Below are 22838 nucleotides of genomic sequence, written 5' to 3'. Positions count from 1 at the left end.
TAGTACATAATAACAATAAAGCTTTGAGATAATATAGAGAACGTTTTGGATTATAAAAATTTATTAAAACAACAAAAAGAATTTTTCAATAGTAATGCAACCCGAGATATTTCTTGGCGAGTTGAGCAGTTAAAACAAGTTAAACAACTTGTTATTGAAAACGAAACCGCCTTATTAAACGCATTAGAAGCTGATCTAAACAAACCTGCTCAAGAAGCTTGGACTACCGAGTTATCGTACATAACCGGTGATGTCGATCACGTGTTAAAACATCTTAAAAAATGGTCAAAACCTCGCAAAGTTAAAACCCCAATTGTGGCATTTCCAGGTAAATCATTTATTCAACCAGAGCCTTTAGGCTCAGTATTGGTAATGGGGGCTTGGAATTATCCTGTGCAATTAATTTTTGCGCCATTGGTTGCGGTTATTGCTGCCGGTAATTGTGCAGTTATTAAACCTTCAGATCTGGCCCCTGCGGTATCAGCTGTAATAGCAGAATTAGTTCCTAAATATTTAGATACAAATGCTTTTTCGGTCGTAGAAGGAGCAATTCCAGAAACCACAGCTCTATTAGAATTACCTTTTGATCATATTATGTATACCGGTAATGGCGCAGTTGCACGAATAGTAATGACGGCCGCGGCTAAGCATTTAACCCCCGTGACTTTAGAACTTGGTGGCAAAAGCCCTGTTTATTTTGATAAAAGCGCAGATATGAATATTGCTGCTCAGCGACTCGCTTGGGGCAAATGGATGAATGCGGGTCAAACCTGTATTGCACCTGATTATATCCTTACCAGCAAGGAACTTGTTGAGCCATTAGTTAATGCATTAAAAGATCAAATTAGCGAAATGTTTTCTCAAGACCCAGCAACTAGTGACAGCTACGGACGCATTGTTAATCAACGTCATACTGAAAGACTTTCAACTTATCTTGATAGTGGCGAAGTAGTCCATGGTGGGAGCTTTGATATCGAAAAGAAATATTTTGAGCCAACAATTGTAGTTAACCCAGAGTTAGATTCAAAATTGATGTCCGAAGAAATATTTGGACCTATCTTCCCAATTATTACCATTGATAATTATCTTGCTGCCAAGGAATTAGTAGTAGCTAGAGAAAAACCTCTCGCGGCTTATATTTTTACAAAAGACAAAACTCAGCAAAAAGATTGGGTTAATACCATTAGCTCTGGCAGCCAATGTGTGAATGATGTAATTATGTTTAATGCAGTACCTGACTTACCATTTGGTGGTACAGGTCCAAGTGGCATGGGTCAATACAGCGGTAAAAGTGGTTTTGATAATTTTAGTCATTTAAAGTCAGTACTTAAGCGCCCATTTTTAAAAGACCTTCCGGTACGCTTTGCTCCTTATACTAATTTGAAATTTAAACTATTACGCAAAATTAGATAAGCAATACCTAGATAATGATTTAACCTGATTTGATATCAGTATCTATTCATCCCAATTAAAGGCAAGTTATAGCAACACTATAACTTGCCTTTGCTATAATTAGGTTTTCACATTTCAATACTAAGATGATCATGAGTAAAGATGTAAAGAAACTATTGGCAAATCATGAAGATTTAATACATAGCGAAGGCTTAAAAGTTCTATCTCATGTACAACGCAAAGAAGATGATTGGTACATAAATACTTTGATGCTTGAAGGCATAGATGTGCCATTTAAATATAAACGCAAGCAGCCATATAAGTCGCTAAAAGACACACAAGTTAATCTAACCTATTATCGTGAGATAAATATCATTGCGGGATTAGAGTTTGAAACAATGAAAGTTGTGAGATTGAAACAAAGTTAACTCTTAACTAAGTAACGAATTACGAATACATTCCATTCCGAATCACGAAGTAGTTATCGAAGCGTAGCGTATTCGAAGTAGCGAAGCTACATATCCAGAGCAACGCGTATTCGAAACTACATTACCAATACACGAGAATAAATTCAGGATAGTCAAAAGTATCTATTTCGTACAAAAGTCATTCACACCTAAATAATGATCCTGAAATGAATTCAGGACAACCAAAATCAGTTATTTATCACAAATTTGCTCTTTTTTATGGTTGTTTATCAATCAGGTCTTGACGAATTGTTCAACATACTACATAACTAATATAAGCAGATGAATAAAATTACAATATAAACAAAGAGTATCTGCTCAGAAGTTGTTCAAGAAATGTAAGAATAATGACATTTTCTTGAATATGGGGATAGCCAAAGAGGAAGTTATAAATGATATTAAATCACATTTGGGGCTTATATACCCATCCAAAAGAAGAATGGAATGATATTGATACCAAGCATGAAAATATGCTTTACGGATTAACTCATGTCCTTCTCGTAGCTTTAATTCCATCTATTTGTGGCTATTATGCCGCAGCACATATCGGTTGGAGTATTGGCGCAGGCGATCCAGTTAAAATCACCGAATCTAGTGCTTTAATGTTAGCTAGTGGTATGTACGCAGCGATTATCGCTGGAGTATTCTTATTAGCGTATTTAATTCAATGGATGGCGAAAACATTTGATGCCACACCAAACTTTACTCAAGCATTAGAGTTAGCGGCATACGCTGCAACACCAGTGTTAATGGTCGGTTTGGCCGCTTTGTACCCTGTATTATGGTTTGTTGCTTTAGCCGGTATGGTAGCAATAGCTTATTCGGTTTACCTGCTGTATTCAGGTGTACCAATTATGATGCATATTCCTGAAGAGAAAGGCTTTATCTATGCAAGTTCAGTTGTAACGGTAGGATTAGTTTTACTTGTATCTATCTTAGTCGCTACAGCGATGTTCTGGACTTTAGGCTTTGGACCTGAGTTTATGGGTTAACTTTAACCTTTATATAATTACAACAAAAGGCGCTTTTTAGCGCCTTTTTTTGGGCCATGGATGGCCCATATGACAAAAATGCAGGAGCAATTTTTTGTTTTTGCGAGATTAAAGTCCCGCCAACCATATAGAGCTAGCAAGTGCAGATACACGGGGTCAGACCAAAACCTATTATGTTTGAATAAGGTTTTGCTCTGACCCCAGTTCTGGTTGGTCCGAATTTATTCGGACGTTATCCTCGAAGAGGAAGTGGCTGCGCCATAACGCGCGAATAAATTCACGCCAACCAAGTTAAGTCCAACCAAACGTAAAAAAGGCTGCAGAAGCAGCCTTTATAAACCTTTAATCTGAAGTGATAAGCTACTCAGCACCTTCGTTATGCAGATCTAAAATAGAATCAGCTTCTTTATCTGATCCTTCTTTATTTTCATTGTTACGCATAGCATCAAGCTGTTCAAGATAATCATGATCAATATCTTTGGTAATATAATGGCCACTAAAAACAGATGCTTCAAATTCTTTAATGTCTTTATTACCTTTGCCAACGGCACTGATCAAGTCTTCTAAATCTTGGAAGATTAGCTTATCAGCACCAATTAATTCACAGATGTCTTCATTTTCACGGCCGTGAGCAATAAGTTCATTTGCACTTGGCATATCAATACCATATACGTTAGGGAAACGTACTTCTGGCGCAGCTGAGGCAAAATAAACTTTCTTTGCACCTGCTTTACGAGCCATATCTATAATTTGCTCTGAAGTAGTTCCACGTACAATTGAGTCATCAACCAGTAGAACATTTTTACCTTTAAACTCGGCGCCAATGGCATTTAATTTACGTCTAACTGATTTTTTACGCTCAGCTTGACCAGGCATAATAAACGTACGACCAACATATCTGTTTTTTACAAAGCCTTGGCGATATGGAATATTTAGCTCATGAGCAATTTGTAAAGCGATATCACATGACGTTTCAGGAATTGGAATAACAACATCAATTTGATAATCTTCCCACTCACGAGATATTTTCTTACCTAAAGCAGTACCCATTTCAACACGAGAGCCGTAAACAGACATTTTATCCATTGTAGAATCAGGGCGTGCAAAGTATACAAATTCAAATAAACACGGGTTATAAGCAGGGTTTTGCGCACACTGTTGGCTGAATAATTGACCATCTTCTGTAATGTAAATAGCCTCACCCGGTGCAACATCGCGAATAAATTCAAAATCACAAGCATCTAATGCCACAGATTCTGACGCCACCATATATTCAGTGCCTTTTTCAGTTTCACGTTTGCCAAAAGCCAATGGACGAATACCATGAGGGTCACGAAATGCAACTAAGCCATGACCAACGATCAATGCAACGGTTGCGTATGCGCCACGTACATGACGATGTACATTACTTACCGCTTTGAATATATCATCAGGAGTAAGGTCTAAACTGTCAGATTTTTGCAATTCGTGAGCGAATACATTGAGCAACAACTCTGAATCTGATGTTGTATTTACGTGACGGCGTGCATTATTGTATAACCAGTCAGCTAGTTCTTCAGCATTGGTCAAGTTACCATTATGGGCTAAAGAAATACCGTAAGGAGAGTTTGAAAAAAATGGTTGAGCTTCAGAAGAGCTAGATGTTCCAGCGGTAGGATAGCGGACATGCCCTATACCTATATCGCCTTGAAGTCTTACCATATGCCTTGTATGAAAAACATCTTTTACAAGACCATTGCCTTTTCTTAATCTAAATTTGTTATCACTGATTGTAACAATACCAGCGGCGTCTTGGCCACGATGTTGAATTACAGTTAAACCATCATATAGAGCTTGACTTACCGGTGATGTACCTACTATGCCAACAATACCGCACATGAATCTTCTCTCCGCAAGAAATATTGAATTAAGTTAGAAAGCTTGACGTAGTTTTGATGTAATCAAAAAACCACTCAATTACTACCCTAAATTCGGGGATTAAAACTGCCTGTTGCCACCAAGTACTTTCTGGTGCTGGAGTAAATACATCCATGAAAAAGAGTACGGCACTTACAACTAAGGCCCCTCTTAATGCTCCAAATGCCAATCCAAGAACTCGGTCAGTACCAGACAATCCAGTTTTTGTTACTAGTTGCCCAATCAAATAATTGATCACCGCACCTAAAATTAAAGTTATTACGAATAATATTGCGATTGCCGCTGCATTTCTAAACATCGGGTCGTTTATATTCGTTAAATATGCAGCTAAGTCTTGATAAAAAGTACTCGCTACAAAAAAAGCAGACACCCAAACAATTAATGACACGGCCTCTTTTACAAAGCCCCTGATTAAACTGATCAGTGTTGATATGCCTATTATTATTAGGATGGCATAATCGATCCAAATCATATGCAAGTTTTCCTACTTTTGTTGCGGCGCATTCTATCAGAATCACCGCTTTAGTTACTACTGATTTATTGCTTTATCTAACAATAGACATTACTTGTCGATCGGTTGATAAACTGCAATTCGTCCTTGTACACCACTTAACTGTTTAAGTTTCGGTAACTTAGCTTGTAATGATGCTTTATTAATCTCTGGGCCGATAAATACTTTAGTTAAATTACCAGCTGAGGTTTTAATTGGTTTAGTAAATACCGTATATCCGGCAGATTTTAGCTTTTTAACTAATTGCGCAACATTTTTCTTGTGTTTAAAGCTACCAAGCTGAATAACATAGGCCTGTGTCTTTTTAACTGTTGGGGGAGTAACGTTAATAACCTTAGGTTTACCAGTTGCAGCAGTTTCAGTTTTGCTCTTTGGTTTATCCAAAGGTTTAGCTGCAACCGTGGTACTTGCTTGTTTTATCGGCGCTTTTATTTGTAGTTCATCTGCTGAGCTAGATGTTTTTTGCTCGTTATCATTTGCCTGCTTAAGGCTATCATCAAGAGCGGTATCCTTAGCTAATGGCTGAGTTTTATTCAATGCTGAAAACGATTCATCAGGAAATGCTTTAATGTCAATTTTTTTAACCGGTTTAGCTCCTTCAGGTACAGCTTCAAACTGCGCTTGATAAGCTTGTTTTTCTCCATCAAACACATCTGGTAAAAATATGATTGCAGCGGCGGCAATTATGATAGTCCCTACAATTCGGTTTTGAAACGGCGTCGACAAAACGGCTCCTTAAATCTTATTTAAAACTCTGATTTTTTAATTTTGGCTACAGTAAAAAACGAACCAAAAATTAGAATCATGTCATTATTATTCGCATTAGCTAACGCTATTCTATAGGCATCAACAACATTGTCAAAGCTATTACAATTAATATTGGCATCTTTAAGGATTTGACTCAATTTTTCTTGCTTTGCACCTCTAGGAACCGACAAACTAGATACGTACCAAAAATCAACACAATCAAACATTTCAGACAAGGTACCTTGAATGTCTTTATCGTTTAACATAGCAGTTATGGCATGGACTTTACCCTGTTGATTTGCTTTAACAAATTTATTTAAATAGCGAGCTGCATGTGGATTGTGACCAACATCTAATACAACTAAAGGTTCTGATTTTACAATCTCAGTTCTGCCTGCAAGTTTTGTCGTATTAATCCAGTGAGAAACTTGCTTTGAGTTAAGATCAATACCTAATTCAGATAGCACCATTAAAGCGGTAGCAACATTGTCACGGGGGATAAATGGCACAGGTAAATTTTTGAGCAAAGTATCTTCAGATTGCCACTGCCACGCATTGGCTAAACCTTCACTAAATAGATGAAAGTCTTTATTTCGAATTTTTGTTAAACACCCTATTTCGTTACAATAATTTTTGACACTCAAAGGTATGTCTAAATCGCCAATAACAAGTGGGGTATTACCTCTGGCTATACCGACTTTTTCATAGCCTATGGCTTCTCTGGTGTCTCCTAAGAACGCTTGATGATCTAAATCTATGCTGGTTATCACCGCTACATCGGTATCAATAACATTAGTAGCATCAAGTCTACCTCCTAAGCCGACTTCTAAAATTAAGTATTCCGGTTTTACTTGTTCAGCAATTAAAAGTGCAGCAAGTGTGGTGTATTCATAATAGGTTAATGATATTTCTTGACGAGTTTGTTCTATTCGATTAAATGCTGCTATTAAACTTTTATCATCAACAAGAACGTTATTGATGCGTAAGCGCTCATTAAATTTTTCAATATGGGGCGAGCTGTATACAGCAACGCTGTGCCCTTCACTTTGCAGTGCATTTTCTATAAAAGCACAAGTTGTACCTTTGCCATTAGTACCTGAAACGGTAATTATTTTTGATGCACTCAAAGAAATATTCAATCGTTGAACAACTTTCCTAATACGGGTTAAGCCCATATCTATTTCAGTTGGATGAATAGACTCCAAATAAAAAAGCCACTCATCTAGGCTGGCTAGCTTCAAGTGGCTGTTTTGTAGATTCATAAAAAATCTTATAAATTAAATAGTTGGTTCGGGATGACCCATAAATTTGGCGATCATTCTAGCCAGGGTAGAACGCATTTGACGACGATCGACAATCATATCGATAGCACCATGATCGAGTAAGAATTCAGAGCGTTGGAACCCTTCCGGTAATGTTTCGCGAACAGTTTGTTCAATAACTCGAGGACCAGCAAAACCAATTAGTGCCTTTGGCTCGCCAACGTTAATATCACCCAACATAGCTAAACTAGCCGATACACCGCCCATTGTAGGGTCAGTTAATACAGAAACAAAAGGTAAGCCTTTTTCGCTCATTTTTGCTAATGCTGCACTGGTTTTTGCCATTTGCATTAAAGAAATTAGGGCTTCTTGCATACGAGCGCCACCACTGGCTGAGAAACATATTAAAGGTAAGTCATGTTTTAAACATTCTTCCGCAGCTTTAACAAACCTAGCACCCACAACAGATGCCATTGAACCACCTAAGAAAGAAAACTCAAATGCTACAGTAACAACCGGCATACCAGCAAGTTCACCACGAAGTGCAACTAAAGCATCTTTTTCACCAGTTGCTTTTTGCGCAGCAGCTAGACGGTCTTTATAACGTTTTGAATCTTTGAATTTAAGTTTATCTTGTGGCTCTAATTCTTTACCTAATTCGGTTTTTTCGCCTTGATCTAAGAATGACTCTAAACGTTTACGCGCAGTAAGACGCATATGATGGTCACATTTAGGACAAACACCTAATTGGCGTTCTAACTCAGCCGTATATAAAACAGCTCCACAAGAATTACATTTACTCCAAACACCTTCAGGGATATTACGCTTACTAGAAGACGATGTTTTCGGTTTTGGTAGAATCTTTTCAATCCAGCTCATAATTTGAGTATACCTTTATATTGGTAATTATTTTCAGCCGCTAAAATGAACTCATTTTGCCACTGAAATATTAACTTTTTTGTTTATCAAACATGAAATTATCAGATCAATAAACTTATAAAATAAATTAGCGCCAATTTAACCATAAATCACCTATTGATTTATAGTAAAAACTGGTCTGTCTTGTCGTATTTTACCTTAAAATCCAGACTTTTGCCTAACTTTTAGGCAATAGCCAAGTAATTTATAAAAATAATGGACCGTTTTCAGTCTGTGGAATATTAAACTGCTCAGGATAATCAACTTCAATAAAATACAAGCCACCCGATGGTGCAGTCATACCAGCTTTACATCTATTTTTATGTGCCAGTACTTCATCAATCCACTCAACAGTTTCAATTTTTCGGCCTACACGCATTAAACTGCCTGCAATATTTCTTACCATATGATGTAAAAATGCATTGGCCTTTATATCGATAACAACATATTCACCTTGGCGAAATACATTACAATGGATAATAGTTCTGACTGGAGAATGAGATTGACAATGCACAGTACGGTACGAGGTAAAGTCATGTTTGCCAACTAAGTGTTGGGCAGCTTGGTGCATCAAAGTTGCGTCTAAATGATCATGACAATGGCTTAAACCTTTATGAAAAATAGCTGGCCGTTTTGTGCCATTATAAATTATGTATTTATAACGCCTTGCTGTAGCACTAAATCTAGCGTGAAAGTCTTCAGTAACACTTTGACTCCACTTTACTGAAATATCTTTTGGTAAATTTGTGTTCACCCCTAACGTCCAGGCACGATCTCCTCGATCAACAGGAGAGTCAAAATGTACCACCTGCCCTGTTCCATGTACGCCGGTATCGGTGCGACCAGCACAAACAATCTCAGTTGGTTGATTAACAACTACAGATATTGCTTTTTCTAATTTTTCTTGAACACTTGCAACATGGTTTTGGCGTTGCCAACCACAATAATTGCTACCATCATATTCAATGCCTAATGCGATTCGCATCTATTGCTAACCTTTTAACTCACTTAAGTAAGCCTATGTAAAATTTTCGCTATTATCGTCTATTTTGTACGGCAAAGCTAATAGCAATCTAGAAGAGGAGTTACTTCATTTGTATCCATGGCAAATTGATGTTTCACCATCCCTGATGTGAGCCAACTTCATTGCCGTCCCTGGCAAGCCGACATTCCATCGTCCCTGATGTGAGCCGACTTCACTGCCATCCTTGGCAAGCCGGCATTCCATCGTCCCTGATATGAGCCGACTTCATTGCCATCCTTGGCAAGCCGGCATTCCATCGTCCCTGATGTGAGCCAACTTCACTGCCATCCTTGGCAAGCCGGCATTCCATCGTCCCTGATGTAAAAATACCGGCAATTGCCGGTATTCATCGTTAGAGAAATATTGCTCTTATTTTATTGAATACAATAAGTCTTGTGCTTGCTGTTGTTGTCCGGAATTACCAAGTTTCATCACACTTTTTAAAATGACAGCAGCATTATCTAAGTCACCTATTTCGATATAAACCTGAGCTAAATCTAATTTAGCATTAACACCATGCTTATCATCATCCACATTAACGTGATTTACTTGTGAGGTAAATTCTGGAAATTCATCTAACCCTACATCAATTTTATGCTGGTCAAAAATGCTTTCATCTAATTCCTCAGCTAACGCAGATTCTTCAAGTAATGCATCAACACCAATAAAGTCTTGATCTATTTTCTCTGGTTTAACTGATTCAACAACATCTTGTATTGCATGCGCTTTAATTTCAGTGGTTCTTCGCAATTGTGTAACATTGCTCGGCGGCTTTATATGCTCTGATTCAGCTGAAATTTCAGCTAATAGCTTATCAAACTCTATATCATCAAAGTCGTTTATTTCATGCACTTCTGAGCGATTTATTTCTAAGTCTTCTTCATTAAGCTCATCTGAAGTAACAAGCTCTTCTAACGGCGCTCTGGCTGAACGAAGTTTTGCGGGTTTTGATTCTTCATCGAGCATGTCGTCTATGATTTGTTCAATATCTAAATCATCTTCAGTAGCTTGAATTTTTACATTATCTTCATCACGATTGTCTTGTACTCCACCGGGTACAAGCTTAGCCAATAAATCTTTATCATCTAAAATTTCAAGTTCATGATCATGTTTTTCAGGAGTTAATTCTATCTCAGAAAAAGCAGTAACAACATGTTCATTTTCAGAAGGTGGTTCAATTGTTTCAACAATATGAAGATTAGTACTTGGTTGTGAGACATCAATTTGTTCAAACTCTTCAATACCGACAGTTGTAACTTCGGCATTTTCATCAATTGGCTCTTTTATACTTTCTTCTACGCTAACAGCTGATTTTTCTACTGCTTTAGATTCGTTATTAGCTTTGTCATCAACAGTATTGTTTACTGTTTCTTCCATTTTTTTGCGACGAGACACTAACACAAACAAAATAATCACTAATATTGCTAACAAGCCGTTAATTGACCAATATGTTATTGGATTATTAAAGAATCCTTGTTGATGTTCTGTCAATTCACGTTGTTGGGTTAATAGCTTCTGCTCTCGCATTTTTGCTTCTTTTAACAGCGCATTTTGCTCTGCTAGTTTAGCATCCATTTGCGCTTGCATTTCAGTTGCTTTAGCAACCTCATATTGTAAATAAGACAGTTGATCATCAACGGCATTTAAACTTTCTTTAAGCTCACTATTTTCTGCTTTTAATGTTTCAACGGCTTCTTCTTCAATAATTTCAAAACTCGTAACTGTGCTTACAGAAACTACCTCAATATCATTAGAGACAGTGTTTTCTTCAACAGTAATATTTTTAACAACTTGTTCGCTAGCAGTAACTGCTTCATTAGCAACCTCTATAGGCGATTCAGTAGAAGCTGCTGAAGCTAATTCAGTATCCGTGGTATCAACGGTTTCTACAGTTTTAGTATTACCATAAGGGTATGGCGCAACTTGGCGAATTTCTTCAAGAGTCGGAATACGTAGAAACTGTCCTGCAACCAAAGTATTAATATCATTACGTAAAAAGGCATTAGGGTTGGTATTAAATAATGCCATCATCACTTGGTAATTAGATACTGTACTATCCGGACGATGTGCAACAGCAATTTTCCATAATGTATCAGTGTTAATAATTGGCCCATATGAGGCTTTATTATCTTCATCGAAGCTTGGGCTTATAGAGCTAGTAATTTCACTACCAGTGATAGTTGAGCTAGAAGTTGAAACGTCATTATCGATGGGTTTGTTCAATACTGTTTGATTAGTTTCCGCCACAGATGATGCTTCATCTTGAGCTACAGCATGAAAAGATGTTACTAAAATGAGCGCAACACTAATTGATTGTTTTATCGTTTTAAATAACGACTTATTGTTATTATCAGCCATGAAAAGATCCGTCCTATTCTGCGGCAATTTTATATATGACAGCAAAGAGGGTCTAGAATCTCTTTTGCTTATATTTTTTAGTAACTTAATAAGATACTATAAACCAGAAATAACGCGGATCCTATTAATATTTTCCGAGTCAATTTCTGGTTTATTTAAAGCAGTTTATTGGTATAAAAATTATATAGCTTATAAGTAATCTTTAATTAATAGCTCAGCAATTTGAATACTGTTTGTTGCAGCGCCTTTACGAACATTATCAGCAACAATCCACATGTTAATACCATTGGGATGTGAAATATCTTCACGTACACGGCCAATAAATACTTCATCATTGCCGCTAGCATCACTCACTTGAGTTGGGAAGTCTTCATCCTTAGCTGCAAGTACAATACCAGGAGCTTGTGCAAGTAACTCTTTAACTTCTTCGGCAGATGTTTGCTGCGTAGTTTCTATATGCAACGCTTCACCATGTCCATAGAACGAAGGAACTCGAACCGCAGTCGGGTTAACTAAAATGCTTTCATCGCCAAGTATTTTTTTAGTTTCCCAGACCATCTTCATTTCTTCACGGGTATAACCGTTATCTTCAAACGAATCAATTTGTGGAATAGAGTTAAACGCTATTTGACGAGAAAACGCTTCTACCTTTACTGGCTTGCCAGATAATAAATCAGCACATTGTTTTGCTAACTCTTCAATTGCTACTTTACCTGCACCAGAAACAGATTGGTAAGTACTTACATTAATACGGTCAATACCTACGGCGTCATATATAGGTTTAAGTGCAACCATCATTTGAATTGTTGAACAGTTAGGGTTAGCAATAATGTTGCGGTTGCGGTAATCAGCTAATGCTTCAGGGTTAACTTCTGGAACCACTAAAGGGATTTCTGGGTCATAGCGATACTCAGAGGTATTATCAATAACAATACAGCCTGCATCAGCAGCAATAGGCGCAAATTTAGCAGACGTTGCGCCACCCGCAGAGAAAAATCCGATTTGAGCTTGGGTGAAATCAAATGTGTCAGCATCAAGTACTTCAACACTTTGGCCGTTAAACTCAATAATCTCGCCAGCACTACGGCTACTTGCTAATGGATAAAGGGTATTTATTGGAAACTTTCGTTGTTCAAGAATTTCCATCATGTGCTTACCCACTAGGCCCGTTGCACCTAATACAACTACATCAAATTTTTGCGCCATTTTCTTTCTCTACTCAATTTACTGGATTAATTTAAGTTATGGTATTAATACCAAGTCCGTTAATTATCTGCTCATTTTTACTGGTTAAAATAATTAATGGAATTGGTATAATTTATTTTCTAATCTTTAACGTTAAAGCCAAGGTTTTTTAACGTATCTGGCCAGCATTGCTGGACCGATAATTCTAACGCACTAAACTCTCTTCTAACAGGGTAATTTTTACGTAAATAGTCAAAAGATTTAATATTTAGCTGTTCCCGGAATATTTTATCATCCCGTCTTACATCATAAACATCAAAAACTCTTTGTTTTACAGAAAATAACTCGTTTTGAGAATGTTGATTTCCATACTCAATTTCGGCTTTCGGTAAAAATTGCTCTAGCTGTTTTTCGATTGGTTTATTTACAAGTTTAGATAATGCCTGATATAGCATCTCTGTACCACGAGCTTTTCCTTCTAAGCTATAACCAGCAATGTGTGCAGTGGTTATTTCACAATAAGGAATTAATTCAGTTAAAACATTAGGTTCATTTTCCCAAACATCTAAAATAATATGGGGGCCTTTTTGGCTTTTTTTCAATTGCAACAGCGCTTGATTATTAATAACTTCACCGCGGCAGCTATTGATTAATATTTGTTGATTAGATAACTCAGACAACAGCAAATCATCAAACATATGAAAAGTTCTGTGATCGCCTTTTTGAGTTATTGGCACGTGCAAGGAGATAATGTCACAACCTAGAATCTCTTTCAACGAGCTAAATGTTCGACTATCACCTGCTTTTTCTAGTAGCGGATCGCATAATAAATAGTTAATCCCAAATGCATCTAACTTTTCAGACAACCGTGTGCCGGTATTACCAGCGCCGACAATTCCAATTGTTTTAGTCTTTAAATCAAAATCTAAACGTTCAACCATAACCATTAGAGCGCTTAGAACATATTCGGCAACTGATATGGCATTACAACCTGGAGCATTGGTGAAAACAACGCCTCTTTGCTTTAAATAATTTTGGTCGACATGGTCAAAACCAATTGTTGCTGTGCCAACAAATTTTAATGAGGTGTTTAAATGTAATAATTGTTCGTTTACTTTAGTAATTGAACGCACTAATAAAACATCAGCCTCTTTGATTTGTTCAGCACTTAACTCTCTGCCGGCAAAGGGTACAAGTTCGCCAAAGTCACTGAAGAACTCTTTAGCATAAGGGATGTTTTCATCGTAAAAAATTTTCAAACTAGTTCACTCGATATTAGTAATTTATCTATTTAGGAAAAACGTCCTAATGAATTAGGACCAACTAGGACCACTCCTAGCTCCTAGCTCCTAGCTCCTAGCTCCTAGCTCCTAGCTCCTAGCTCCTAGCTTCTCATATTTTAAGCACAAAAAAACCAGGACGCACCTGGTTTTTAACAAACTTTAAATATATAAATATCGTTTATTTATATTTTGCCATTACTAGCGTAGCGTTAGTACCGCCAAAACCGAAGCTGTTTGACATAGCTAGGTTAATTTCAGTATCAAGTTTTTCAGTAATAATGTTCAAGCCTGCAGCTTTTTCATCTAACTCATCAACGTTAATTGAAGGAGCAACAAAGTCGTTTTCCATCATTAACATTGTGTATATAGCTTCATGAACGCCTGCAGCACCTAAAGCATGACCAGTCATCGCTTTAGTCGCAGAGATCATTGGAGAATCATGACCAAATACTTCTTGAATTGCGCCAAGTTCTTTAACATCACCAACTGGTGTAGATGTACCATGAGTGTTTAAGTAATCAACTTTACCTTCAACACCGTGCATAGCTTGTTGCATACAACGTACAGCACCTTCACCACTCGGAGCTACCATATCGTAACCGTCAGAAGTTGCACCGTAACCTACGATTTCTGCATAAATGTGCGCGCCACGAGCAAGAGCGTGTTCTAGTTCTTCAACAACAACCATACCGCCGCCGCCAGAGATAACAAAACCATCGCGGTTTGCATCGTAAGTACGTGAAGCAAGTTCAGGATTGTCATTCATTTTAGTTGATAGTGCACCCATACCGTCAAACATCATAGCTAATGAGTAATCTACTTCTTCACCACCACCAGCAAATACAACATCTTGTTTACCTAATTGAATTAACTCTGCAGCATGACCAATACAGTGAGCTGATGTAGCACAGGCAGAACTGATAGAATAGTTAACGCCTAAAATTTTATATGGTGTTGCTAAACAGGCAGAACAAGTACTCGACATTGTTTTTGGTACCGCATAAGGACCAACACGACGAATACCTTTTGCACGAAGAGTATCATTTGAATTAATTACGTTCATTGAAGAAGCACCACCTGACCCTGCAACTAAACCAGTACGAACATTAGATACTTGCTCATCTGTTAATTTTGCATCGTCAATTGCTTCTTGCATAGCAATGTAAGCATAACCTGCGGCATCGCCCATAAAGCGCATAACTTTACGATCTATATGCTCGCTTGGAGTAATGTTAGGTTGTCCCCAAACTTGGCTTTTTAAACCATTTTCAGCAAAACTTTCTGCACGGCTGATGCCAGAGCGACCATTTTGTAAAGAATCTAGTACTTCGTTTGCATTGTTACCTATACTAGACACAATACCAAGACCTGTAATAACTACACGTTTCATATATTTAACCATCGTTAATTGATTTAATTGTGCGTATCATACTACGAAAAAAACTCTATCTGGTCTGTCCAGTGTACACTTGTACGCTGATTTGCCATAGACTTTAGTAGATAATCGCTCGACTAAGGAGTAAAATTTAACAAAATTAGCGGGTTAATGCACTATTTTTCGTTCAAATTAAATAACAAGGTTTCTGCTTCGTGGTACAAATAAAAACAGCAAATGTAAGTTTTAATGAAAATGGTGCACCATTTTCGCAAGAATTTGACGATATTTACTTTGATAGCAATCAAGGCTGCTCACAAAGTGTACAAGTGTTCATTGAAGCAAATAATATTCCGCAAGTTTGGCATGAACACAGTGAAGATACCTTTGTTATTGTTGAAACCGGTTTTGGCACAGGATTAAACTTTTTACTTACTTTAGACCGTTTTATTAAATTCAAACAACAAACTGATTCCCCCCTGAAACTCCAGTTTATCAGCACTGAAAAATTTCCTTTAAGTAAGAATGACCTTACTAGTGCCCTAGCCTTATGGCCAGAGTATGCCGAGTACAGCAATGAATTGCTCAAACAATATGAATTACATGAACAACAGCAAACATTTTTATTTGCAGATAGTGCTGTAACCTTGACAATTTTATTTTCTGACTCAACTAAAGCATTAGCGAGTATAGAGGTACCTAAACAAGGCATAGTAGATTGTTTTTACCTTGATGGTTTTTCTCCTGTTAAAAATCCTGAGATGTGGAATAAAGGTTTGTTTTTACAACTCGCTAGAATTGCAAAAACAAATGCGACTTTGGCAACTTTTACTGTAGCGGGCATAGTAAGACGGGGACTTGAAGAAGTTGGTTTTAAAGTGAGTAAACTCGATCATGATAAAGCTGAAGTAGAAAATAGTGAAAGCCGAGCAGAAAAGTCACAATCTTTAATAGCCACTTATGTTGGCCTGCGTAAAGGTAAACCATTGACAGGTTTCAAAGTTAGAGAGAAAGTTGAAAGTTCGAAACATGCCACCATTATTGGCGGTGGATTAGCTAGTGCCTGTGCAGCTTTTGCCTTGGCTAAAAAAGGCATTAAAGTAACATTGCTGTGCCAGGATGAACATCTAGCTCAAGGCGCATCAAGCAATGCTATTGGTGCCATTTACCCGTTACTTCATCAAAATAAAGATCCCATAAGTGATTTTTATCAGCAAGGTTTCGAACGTTCAATGGCTTTATACCAAGAACTATTAGGGCTAGGTTACAACTTTAGTCATGGCTTTAATGGTCTGATTGAGGTGTCGTATAAAGATGCGTTAGTAAAAAGGCAAACAGTATTTGCGCAAAAACAAGCCTGGCCAGAAAACTTAATCCAAGCAATTAGTGCTAAACAAGTCAATGCTATCAGCGGTGTTGAGGTAAATCACCCCGGTTTATATATGCCTAGGGCCGGATGGGTTTGCCCTCCGGAGCTGGTTAATGCAATCATCCAAGCCGCAATAGACACAGGAAAAGTGAAAGTAAAAAACAAGCGAACATTATTAGCAGTTAAAGCTTTAAAAAATGATCGCTGGCTAATTACAACTCAAAAAGGTCAAAAGCAAGAACAAAAACAAGTACAAAATCTGATTATATGTACTGGTGCTGACAGCCTGAAAATTGATGCTTTAAATGACATGCCATTGTCTATCGTGCGCGGTCAAGTTAGCCAAATGAAAACCAATGCCAAGATCAATAATTTGAAAACAGTACTTTGTCATAAAGGCTATTTAACGCCAGAAAATAATAATGTGCATTGCATCGGCGCAACCTTCGATAAAGATGACAGCGACCTATCATCTCGATCAATCGATGATTCTTATAATATTGAAATGTTAGAGCGTTGTTTGGGTGACATAGGCCAATGGACGAGTGAAGACGTAAAAGCGAGTAAAGCGAGATTACGCTGCTGCACGCCGGATCATTTACCAATTGTTGGCCGCATACCAAATATTGATTTACACAAACAATACTATGCGCATTTAAGTAAAGATAAAAACTGGCATTATCAACAGGTGGCGCCATTAAAAAATGGCCTATATGTCTTAACTGGATTAGGTGCTAGGGGGTTATGTTCAGCCCCATTACTAGCCGATATTCTTGCCGCTGAAATCTGCAATGACGATTACCCGGTTGATGAAGAAATGCTATTTAATTTATCCCCAAATCGTTTCATCATTCGCGACTTGATCAAATCAAAAAGCTAATATGCTTTAAAACGCGGCTTGATAGATTGCCAGAATGCACTGACAATAACTTGATCTTGTTCAGACAATTCGCTTTGAGCCGCGATGACCTGTTGATCAACTTTGGTGTAAAGCGGGAACACTAGAAGTTGGTCTAGCTCACCATATTCAACAGCGGCAACTTCTATAAAACCACGCAAGTAACTTGCAGCAAACAATTGGTCATCACAATCTAATTCAATTAAACCATCAAAATAGCCAAATAATTGCTCAAGGTTATCTACTTTATCTAAATTCATTTTGTATTTCTAAACTAATATTTTAAACTTCTAATCGATGCGAGTGAGATAGCTTACAATCTCTGCATCTGCTTTATTCTAAACCTGGGCTTGCAACTGGGTATAATACTTGATCATGAAAACCGGTAACTACCGGTATAAAGCCAGATAATTCTTTATCTAATTGCGGCTCTCCTGTATCAACAATTAGAGGCCTATGATTAAGCGCTTGTAGTTTGCTTTTGGTGGCTACGACGATAATATTATCTTTACCAATGGCGCGGATAACCCGAGGACTTAACTGTTGATTACCCCGACCAAAAATATGACCTTGGCCACCAATAACAGTTATTACTAATTTCACCGGTAATTCTGAGTCTATCACGACTTGATATAACTCACTTTCAATAACATCGCTGTGTAACAACTCTTGCTCTTGCAATAAATCAACACCTAGTAAGGTATTATCGATGGCAAGTTCTTCCATAACAGCGGCAACAGTTGAACCGGATCCGATAACAAATAACTCTTCATCCATAAGTTCAATAACATGAGCTGCAATGTCCATCAGTACCATTTCATCGGTCTCTTTGCCACCGGATTTTACTGCTTGGATATACTGTAACTCGCTTGGAATTTGCATTTCACCATAGCGCCTAGCTTTTACAGTACCGGTGCGAAATGCAGCTTCATCAATATCCATAACATCGGCATCGGTAAATGAAACTAATTCATTATTTACCATGAGTTCAACAACTCTGCCCGCTGCACTAGGTGTTAAAGCATATACACCAGAATGAATTTTACAGCCTGCAGGAATACCTAAAACGGGGAAATAACTATCAACTTGATGACAGACATTGCGAGCTGTACCATCGCCACCAGCAAATAACAACAAATCAACACCGTTAAGTTGTAGTGCTTTTACTAGCTGCTCAGTATCAGCAGGTGTCGAATGAGGGTCTTCATAGTGATATATGATCTCAACATTAAAGCCTAACTCTTTGGCTGTAGTTCCTCCCATATCGTCATTAGCGGTATAAATGATTATTTTGTCTTTATATGGAAGTAGCACTTCTAAAGCGAGTTTGGCTCTAAGGTTAGCTTTGGGTTCTGCTCCTAAGCGCAACGCTGTTTCAGCAGTATCTTTGCCATCACTTCCTTTTAGCGCGACACTTCCACCTATACCTGCAATAGGATTAACTAAAAATCCTAATTTAAATTGTGTCATGCTAGTCATATTAAATAACACCTTCCATCAACACAGTTTCAGTTGTATTGGTGAAGTGTAAGGGATTATTAAACTCAAACATTTCAGCATTTAATATCAAACCAGGCTGATAAAAAGCAATAAGCGCGTCAATGAATAACTTTGCGCTTTTGGGAAAACCATACTCTAAGTAATTTATAACTTGCTCAAATACTTTACATTGAAAGCCAAACCTATCAACTTCAATGCCAGACAGGTTGTCGGCAGAAACGTTAAAGTTGAAGCCACTCGCAATACAAAATGCCCATTCTATGGCTTGTGGTTTAATTTCAACTTGTTCAAAATTTTCTTGTTGTTTTGCATCGCGACCGTCAGGGGCGTACCAATAACCAAAATCTTCGAGTAAACGTCGATTTTTTCCGGCTATGCACCAATGTGAAATTTCATGAAATGCACTGGCATAAAAGCCATGAGCAAAAATAATCCGATGATAGCTATAGCGTTCATCTGCTGGCAGGTAGATCGGCTCGTCATCACCTTTTACTAAGCGAGTATTGTCAGTAAGTGAAAACTGTTCGGCAAAGATATGAATTAAATCTTGGTAGTTGTGCTTCATGAAAATAGCTAATGAACGATAATTGCTCGCATTTTAGCAATAAAACAGTACCGGGTAAATCAGTACAATTAATTGTGATTAAATACCAAGTCCATTAATTATCTGCTCATTTTACTTGTTAAAATAAATAACTACTGCGTTATAAAATCTTTAAGTAGAATAACTACTTAGAAAAATTTATGCCTTGTATTTATCCATTCCCCCTCACTAAAAAGTAGATCACATAATTAATGGAATTGGTATAACCTTTTCAAACTTTACGATATAGTTAGCTTAATTAAAACAACTTACAGAGAACCAACGATGAAGAAGCTTGATGATGTCGACTTGCAAATATTAACCTTGTTATTCAAAGATGCTGACATCACCAACAAAGATCTTGCTGCAGCAATAGGCATAGCCCCTTCAACCTGTTTAGAGCGAGTTAAACGCTTAAAATCATCAGGAGTAATTAAAGGTTCTTTTATTGACGTAAATTACAACACCATAGGTGGCAATATACAGGCAATGGCAGCCATCCAAGTGCAGCCCTATTCAGAACAGATCGTAAATTTATTACGCGATGAGCTTTTGCCTTTGCCTGAAATTGTCAGTATGTTTCATATGGGCGGAGCATTTGATTTTTATATTCACATGTCGGTTAAAGACACCGAGCATTTACGACGTTTTGTGTTTGAAGCGATCACTTCTCGTGACGAGGTTACAAATGTGGAAACAGCATTAGTTTTTGAGCATTCAAGAAGCTCAGCAATACCTAATTTCAGTTAAGAAAATTCAGAGCAAAAAACTAGGGTCAGAGTCAAGTTATTCTTCAATAACTTGACTCTGACCCTAGTTTTTTTTGCCCCTTACGGTTTAACCTTCAAAGCTAAACGGTTTATAATTTTGCTCGTCAGGACTAATTTTTAAATATAGTTCATCGGCACGTTCACGCGCACTTTTAATTTGCTCACGTGATAGGCTTTTCGAGTCCATATTCATGCTTTTTTCAGCAGGATCATAACCATTAAATGCCGCAACCCGATTCCAAATATAAGACTTTTCTATATCTTTAGTAACACCCAACCCATCAAAATATAGTAATGCTAAATTAAACTGTGCTAAGGCAAAATTTTGCATAGCGGCATCTTCATACCAAATTGCCGCATTTCGATAACTTTGGGTAATAACTTCGCCCTTTTGATACATCAATGCTAAATTATACTGCGCTGCAGCTAGGCCCTTATCTGCGGCTCGGCGAGTATACTCGAACCCTTGCGTTGTATCTTTGGTACAACCTCTTCCTTCTAGGTACATTTGAGCAATAGCAAACTGAGCTTCAGCGATGCCACGACCGGCAGCACGTTGGTATAATTCAAAAGCCTTGCTCTGATCCCTTTGTACTCCTTGGCCATTTTCATAAAGAGTAGCTTGTTGGTATAACGCCGGTGGATAACCTAACTCAACGAGTGGTTTTAATTCTTCTATGGCTTCAATAAAGTCACCTTTATTGATCATATCTAAAGCTTCGTCATAGCCAGAGTATGCAGGATTTGCTGCTGCCATTAAGAATATTAATACTAAGAATTTTTTATTAGAAAACATTCGGTTAACTCCTAATAATTGGTGTTTTCATTATAGTCTAAATTACTAATATAACGGTATATTATTTTAGAAAAGATAAGTTAAAAAACGAGAGGCTAGAAACGAGAAACGAAGAGCACTCAGAACTTACTGATCTTTTTGAACTTGTTTCAGAATCTGCTTTTATGCTTACATGTGGAAAACTCCATATGGAATTTACGTCAGAACATATTCGAGCCAACCTGAACTGCACTTTCTCTCTCGTTTCTCGTTTCTTGTTTCTTGTTTCTAAACAAAAAAAAGGCTGCAAATGCAGCCTTTTTTATATATCAATTCAAATCGAGGTATTATTTCAAACCATCAAAGAATTTTTTAACTCCATCAAAGAAACCTTGTTCTTTTGGACGGAAATGAGCAGCGGCTTTACCTTCACCCATACTAGCTTGTAATTGCTCTAGTAATTCTTTCTGTTCAGTCTTCAAGTTTACTGGCGTTTCAATGACAACTTTACACATTAAATCACCGGTAATAGAACTGCGCACTGATTTAACACCTTTGCCACGCATACGGAACATTTTTCCCGTTTGAGTTTCGCTTGGTATTTTAAGTTTAACTTTACCATCTAGTGTCGGTACTTCAATATCACCGCCAAGACCCGCCGTAGTAAAGCTAATTGGTACTTCACAATACAAATTATTTTCATCACGTACAAATATGTCATGATCACGTACATTAACTTGTACGTATAAATCACCTGCTGGAGCGCCCATTTCACCGGCTTCTCCTTCACCAGATAAACGAATTCTATCGCCAGTATCAACACCTGCAGGAACTTTAGCAGATAATGTTTTGGTTTTCTCTACTCGTCCTTGACCACGACATGATGTACATGGCTCTTTGATCACTTTACCGCGACCAGAACAAGTAGGACAGGTTTGCTGTACAGCAAATAAACCTTGACGCATTTGTACTTGACCATGACCATGACAAGTTGAACAAGTACTCGCTGAAGTACCTTTTTTAGCTCCGCTGCCCTTACAAGGATCACAGTTTACATAAGTAGGTACTTTAAGCTCTACAGTTTTACCTTTAACAGCTTCTTCAAGGCTCATGTCTAAGTTATAGCGTAAGTCTGAACCACGTCGATTTCGAGATTGACCACCTCGACCACCGCCGCCACCAAAAATATCACCAAAGATATCGCCGAATTGGTCACCAAAGCCACCACCGCCGAATCCACCACCGCCACCGCCGTGACCACCTTGTTCAAAAGCTGCATGGCCATATTGATCATAAGCGGCGCGCTTTTGATCATCATTTAAAATTTCGTAAGCTTCTTTAACTTCTTTAAATTGCTCTTCCTTATCCTTATCACCTTTGGTACGGTCAGGATGGAATTTCATTGCTAAGCGCTTATAGGCTTTTTTAATTTCACGTTCACCAGCGTCTTTCGACAAACCTAGAACTTCATAATAATCGCGTTTTGACATAGTTATCTTTACTTTAAATGGT

Annotated in this window: 20 protein-coding genes; 5 read left to right on the top strand and 15 right to left on the bottom strand. The window is 37.7% G+C overall.

The window, feature by feature from the left end; genetic code table 11:
• Window positions 1-45: 45 nt before the first annotated feature.
• The 3 genes from RGQ13_RS05805 (at window position 46) to RGQ13_RS05795 (ending at window position 2851) form a co-directional block, all read left to right on the top strand.
• Window positions 46-1413 (top strand): aldehyde dehydrogenase family protein, encoded by a 1368-nt coding sequence (locus tag RGQ13_RS05805; protein WP_348392620.1) that lies wholly within the window; start codon window positions 46-48, stop codon window positions 1411-1413.
• A 131-nt stretch (window positions 1414-1544) separates the two neighbouring features.
• Window positions 1545-1820 (top strand): hypothetical protein, encoded by a 276-nt coding sequence (locus tag RGQ13_RS05800; protein ID WP_348393380.1) that lies wholly within the window; start codon window positions 1545-1547, stop codon window positions 1818-1820.
• 431 nt (window positions 1821-2251) lie between these two features.
• Window positions 2252-2851, top strand: coding sequence for a Yip1 family protein (locus RGQ13_RS05795; protein ID WP_348392619.1), 600 nt, complete (start codon window positions 2252-2254; stop codon window positions 2849-2851).
• Between the two features lie 360 nt (window positions 2852-3211).
• Here RGQ13_RS05795 and purF read toward each other — a convergent pair whose 3' ends face one another.
• From purF to fabB, 10 genes are all read right to left on the bottom strand, one after another.
• Window positions 3212-4729, bottom strand: a complete 1518-nt coding sequence (gene purF / locus RGQ13_RS05790; protein ID WP_348392618.1) for an amidophosphoribosyltransferase — start codon at window positions 4727-4729, stop codon at window positions 3212-3214.
• Window positions 4730-4757: 28 nt separating this feature from the next.
• Window positions 4758-5240 (bottom strand): CvpA family protein, encoded by a 483-nt coding sequence (locus tag RGQ13_RS05785; RefSeq protein WP_348392617.1) that lies wholly within the window; start codon window positions 5238-5240, stop codon window positions 4758-4760.
• A gap of 90 nt (window positions 5241-5330) precedes the next feature.
• A complete protein-coding gene (locus RGQ13_RS05780; RefSeq protein ID WP_348392616.1) occupies window positions 5331-6005 on the bottom strand; it encodes an SPOR domain-containing protein in 675 nt (224 codons plus the stop codon).
• Window positions 6006-6025: 20 nt separating this feature from the next.
• Entirely contained in the window at window positions 6026-7288 is a 1263-nt protein-coding gene (folC, locus tag RGQ13_RS05775; protein ID WP_348392615.1) for a bifunctional tetrahydrofolate synthase/dihydrofolate synthase, read from the bottom strand.
• Between the two features lie 15 nt (window positions 7289-7303).
• A complete protein-coding gene (accD, locus tag RGQ13_RS05770) occupies window positions 7304-8167 on the bottom strand; it encodes an acetyl-CoA carboxylase, carboxyltransferase subunit beta (protein ID WP_348392614.1) in 864 nt (287 codons plus the stop codon).
• Between the two features lie 244 nt (window positions 8168-8411).
• Window positions 8412-9191 carry a tRNA pseudouridine(38-40) synthase TruA gene (gene truA, locus RGQ13_RS05765; RefSeq protein WP_348392613.1) on the bottom strand — a complete coding sequence of 260 codons (780 nt, stop codon included), beginning with the start codon at window positions 9189-9191 and terminating at the stop codon, window positions 8412-8414.
• A gap of 408 nt (window positions 9192-9599) precedes the next feature.
• Window positions 9600-11588 (bottom strand): FimV/HubP family polar landmark protein, encoded by a 1989-nt coding sequence (locus RGQ13_RS05760; protein ID WP_348392612.1) that lies wholly within the window; start codon window positions 11586-11588, stop codon window positions 9600-9602.
• A gap of 189 nt (window positions 11589-11777) precedes the next feature.
• A complete protein-coding gene (locus tag RGQ13_RS05755) occupies window positions 11778-12794 on the bottom strand; it encodes an aspartate-semialdehyde dehydrogenase (RefSeq protein WP_348392611.1) in 1017 nt (338 codons plus the stop codon).
• Window positions 12795-12913: 119 nt separating this feature from the next.
• Window positions 12914-14032: a 4-phosphoerythronate dehydrogenase gene (locus RGQ13_RS05750; RefSeq protein WP_348392610.1), complete on the bottom strand. Its 1119-nt coding sequence runs from the start codon at window positions 14030-14032 to the stop codon at window positions 12914-12916.
• 202 nt (window positions 14033-14234) lie between these two features.
• Window positions 14235-15446 carry a beta-ketoacyl-ACP synthase I gene (gene fabB, locus RGQ13_RS05745; protein ID WP_348392609.1) on the bottom strand — a complete coding sequence of 404 codons (1212 nt, stop codon included), beginning with the start codon at window positions 15444-15446 and terminating at the stop codon, window positions 14235-14237.
• A 200-nt stretch (window positions 15447-15646) separates the two neighbouring features.
• Between fabB and mnmC the strand changes: the two genes are divergently transcribed.
• Window positions 15647-17680, top strand: a complete 2034-nt coding sequence (gene mnmC, locus RGQ13_RS05740; protein WP_348392608.1) for a bifunctional tRNA (5-methylaminomethyl-2-thiouridine)(34)-methyltransferase MnmD/FAD-dependent 5-carboxymethylaminomethyl-2-thiouridine(34) oxidoreductase MnmC — start codon at window positions 15647-15649, stop codon at window positions 17678-17680.
• On the opposite strand, the gene RGQ13_RS05735 is transcribed toward mnmC, so the two are convergent.
• The 3 genes from RGQ13_RS05735 to RGQ13_RS05725 form a co-directional block, all read right to left on the bottom strand.
• Window positions 17677-17958: a YfcL family protein gene (locus tag RGQ13_RS05735; RefSeq protein ID WP_348392607.1), complete on the bottom strand. Its 282-nt coding sequence runs from the start codon at window positions 17956-17958 to the stop codon at window positions 17677-17679. The genes mnmC and RGQ13_RS05735 overlap by 4 nt on opposite strands.
• Window positions 17959-18031: 73 nt before the next feature.
• Window positions 18032-19168, bottom strand: a complete 1137-nt coding sequence (locus RGQ13_RS05730) for an ATP-NAD kinase family protein (RefSeq protein WP_348393379.1) — start codon at window positions 19166-19168, stop codon at window positions 18032-18034.
• A gap of 10 nt (window positions 19169-19178) precedes the next feature.
• Window positions 19179-19763 carry an elongation factor P hydroxylase gene (locus RGQ13_RS05725; RefSeq protein ID WP_348392606.1) on the bottom strand — a complete coding sequence of 195 codons (585 nt, stop codon included), beginning with the start codon at window positions 19761-19763 and terminating at the stop codon, window positions 19179-19181.
• A gap of 303 nt (window positions 19764-20066) precedes the next feature.
• Here RGQ13_RS05725 and RGQ13_RS05720 point away from each other — a divergent pair, with 303 nt between their 5' ends.
• On the top strand, window positions 20067-20531 hold the full coding sequence (locus tag RGQ13_RS05720) for an Lrp/AsnC family transcriptional regulator (RefSeq protein ID WP_348392605.1): 465 nt from the start codon (window positions 20067-20069) through the stop codon (window positions 20529-20531).
• Between the two features lie 87 nt (window positions 20532-20618).
• On the opposite strand, the gene RGQ13_RS05715 is transcribed toward RGQ13_RS05720, so the two are convergent.
• Both RGQ13_RS05715 and dnaJ read right to left on the bottom strand, forming a co-directional pair.
• Complete coding sequence (locus RGQ13_RS05715) at window positions 20619-21347, bottom strand: tetratricopeptide repeat protein (RefSeq protein WP_348392604.1); 729 nt, start codon at window positions 21345-21347, stop codon at window positions 20619-20621.
• Window positions 21348-21673: 326 nt separating this feature from the next.
• A complete protein-coding gene (dnaJ, locus tag RGQ13_RS05710) occupies window positions 21674-22816 on the bottom strand; it encodes a molecular chaperone DnaJ (protein WP_348392603.1) in 1143 nt (380 codons plus the stop codon).
• Window positions 22817-22838: the final 22 nt, after the last annotated feature.

Origin of the sequence: Thalassotalea psychrophila, assembly GCF_031583595.1 — a bacterium.
Lineage (GTDB): Bacteria > Pseudomonadota > Gammaproteobacteria > Enterobacterales > Alteromonadaceae > Thalassotalea_A > Thalassotalea_A psychrophila.
Note: the sequence above shows the minus strand (reverse complement) of the source record. Positions and strands in the feature narration are given on the sequence as shown.

What these genes read in the sequence shown, in the direction of transcription:
- RGQ13_RS05800 (WP_348393380.1), top strand. Translation starts at nt 1,545, where the DNA reads ATGAGTAAAGATGTAAAGAAACTATTGGCAAATCATGAAGATTTAATA.
- RGQ13_RS05795 (WP_348392619.1), top strand. Translation starts at nt 2,252, where the DNA reads ATGATATTAAATCACATTTGGGGCTTATATACCCATCCAAAAGAAGAA.
- purF (WP_348392618.1), bottom strand. Translation starts at nt 4,729, where the DNA reads ATGTGCGGTATTGTTGGCATAGTAGGTACATCACCGGTAAGTCAAGCT.
- RGQ13_RS05785 (WP_348392617.1), bottom strand. Translation starts at nt 5,240, where the DNA reads ATGATTTGGATCGATTATGCCATCCTAATAATAATAGGCATATCAACA.
- folC (WP_348392615.1), bottom strand. Translation starts at nt 7,288, where the DNA reads ATGAATCTACAAAACAGCCACTTGAAGCTAGCCAGCCTAGATGAGTGG.
- accD (WP_348392614.1), bottom strand. Translation starts at nt 8,167, where the DNA reads ATGAGCTGGATTGAAAAGATTCTACCAAAACCGAAAACATCGTCTTCT.
- truA (WP_348392613.1), bottom strand. Translation starts at nt 9,191, where the DNA reads ATGCGAATCGCATTAGGCATTGAATATGATGGTAGCAATTATTGTGGT.
- RGQ13_RS05760 (WP_348392612.1), bottom strand. Translation starts at nt 11,588, where the DNA reads ATGGCTGATAATAACAATAAGTCGTTATTTAAAACGATAAAACAATCA.
- RGQ13_RS05755 (WP_348392611.1), bottom strand. Translation starts at nt 12,794, where the DNA reads ATGGCGCAAAAATTTGATGTAGTTGTATTAGGTGCAACGGGCCTAGTG.
- fabB (WP_348392609.1), bottom strand. Translation starts at nt 15,446, where the DNA reads ATGAAACGTGTAGTTATTACAGGTCTTGGTATTGTGTCTAGTATAGGT.
- RGQ13_RS05735 (WP_348392607.1), bottom strand. Translation starts at nt 17,958, where the DNA reads ATGAATTTAGATAAAGTAGATAACCTTGAGCAATTATTTGGCTATTTT.
- RGQ13_RS05730 (WP_348393379.1), bottom strand. Translation starts at nt 19,168, where the DNA reads ATGACACAATTTAAATTAGGATTTTTAGTTAATCCTATTGCAGGTATA.
- RGQ13_RS05725 (WP_348392606.1), bottom strand. Translation starts at nt 19,763, where the DNA reads ATGAAGCACAACTACCAAGATTTAATTCATATCTTTGCCGAACAGTTT.
- RGQ13_RS05720 (WP_348392605.1), top strand. Translation starts at nt 20,067, where the DNA reads ATGAAGAAGCTTGATGATGTCGACTTGCAAATATTAACCTTGTTATTC.
- RGQ13_RS05715 (WP_348392604.1), bottom strand. Translation starts at nt 21,347, where the DNA reads ATGTTTTCTAATAAAAAATTCTTAGTATTAATATTCTTAATGGCAGCA.
- dnaJ (WP_348392603.1), bottom strand. Translation starts at nt 22,816, where the DNA reads ATGTCAAAACGCGATTATTATGAAGTTCTAGGTTTGTCGAAAGACGCT.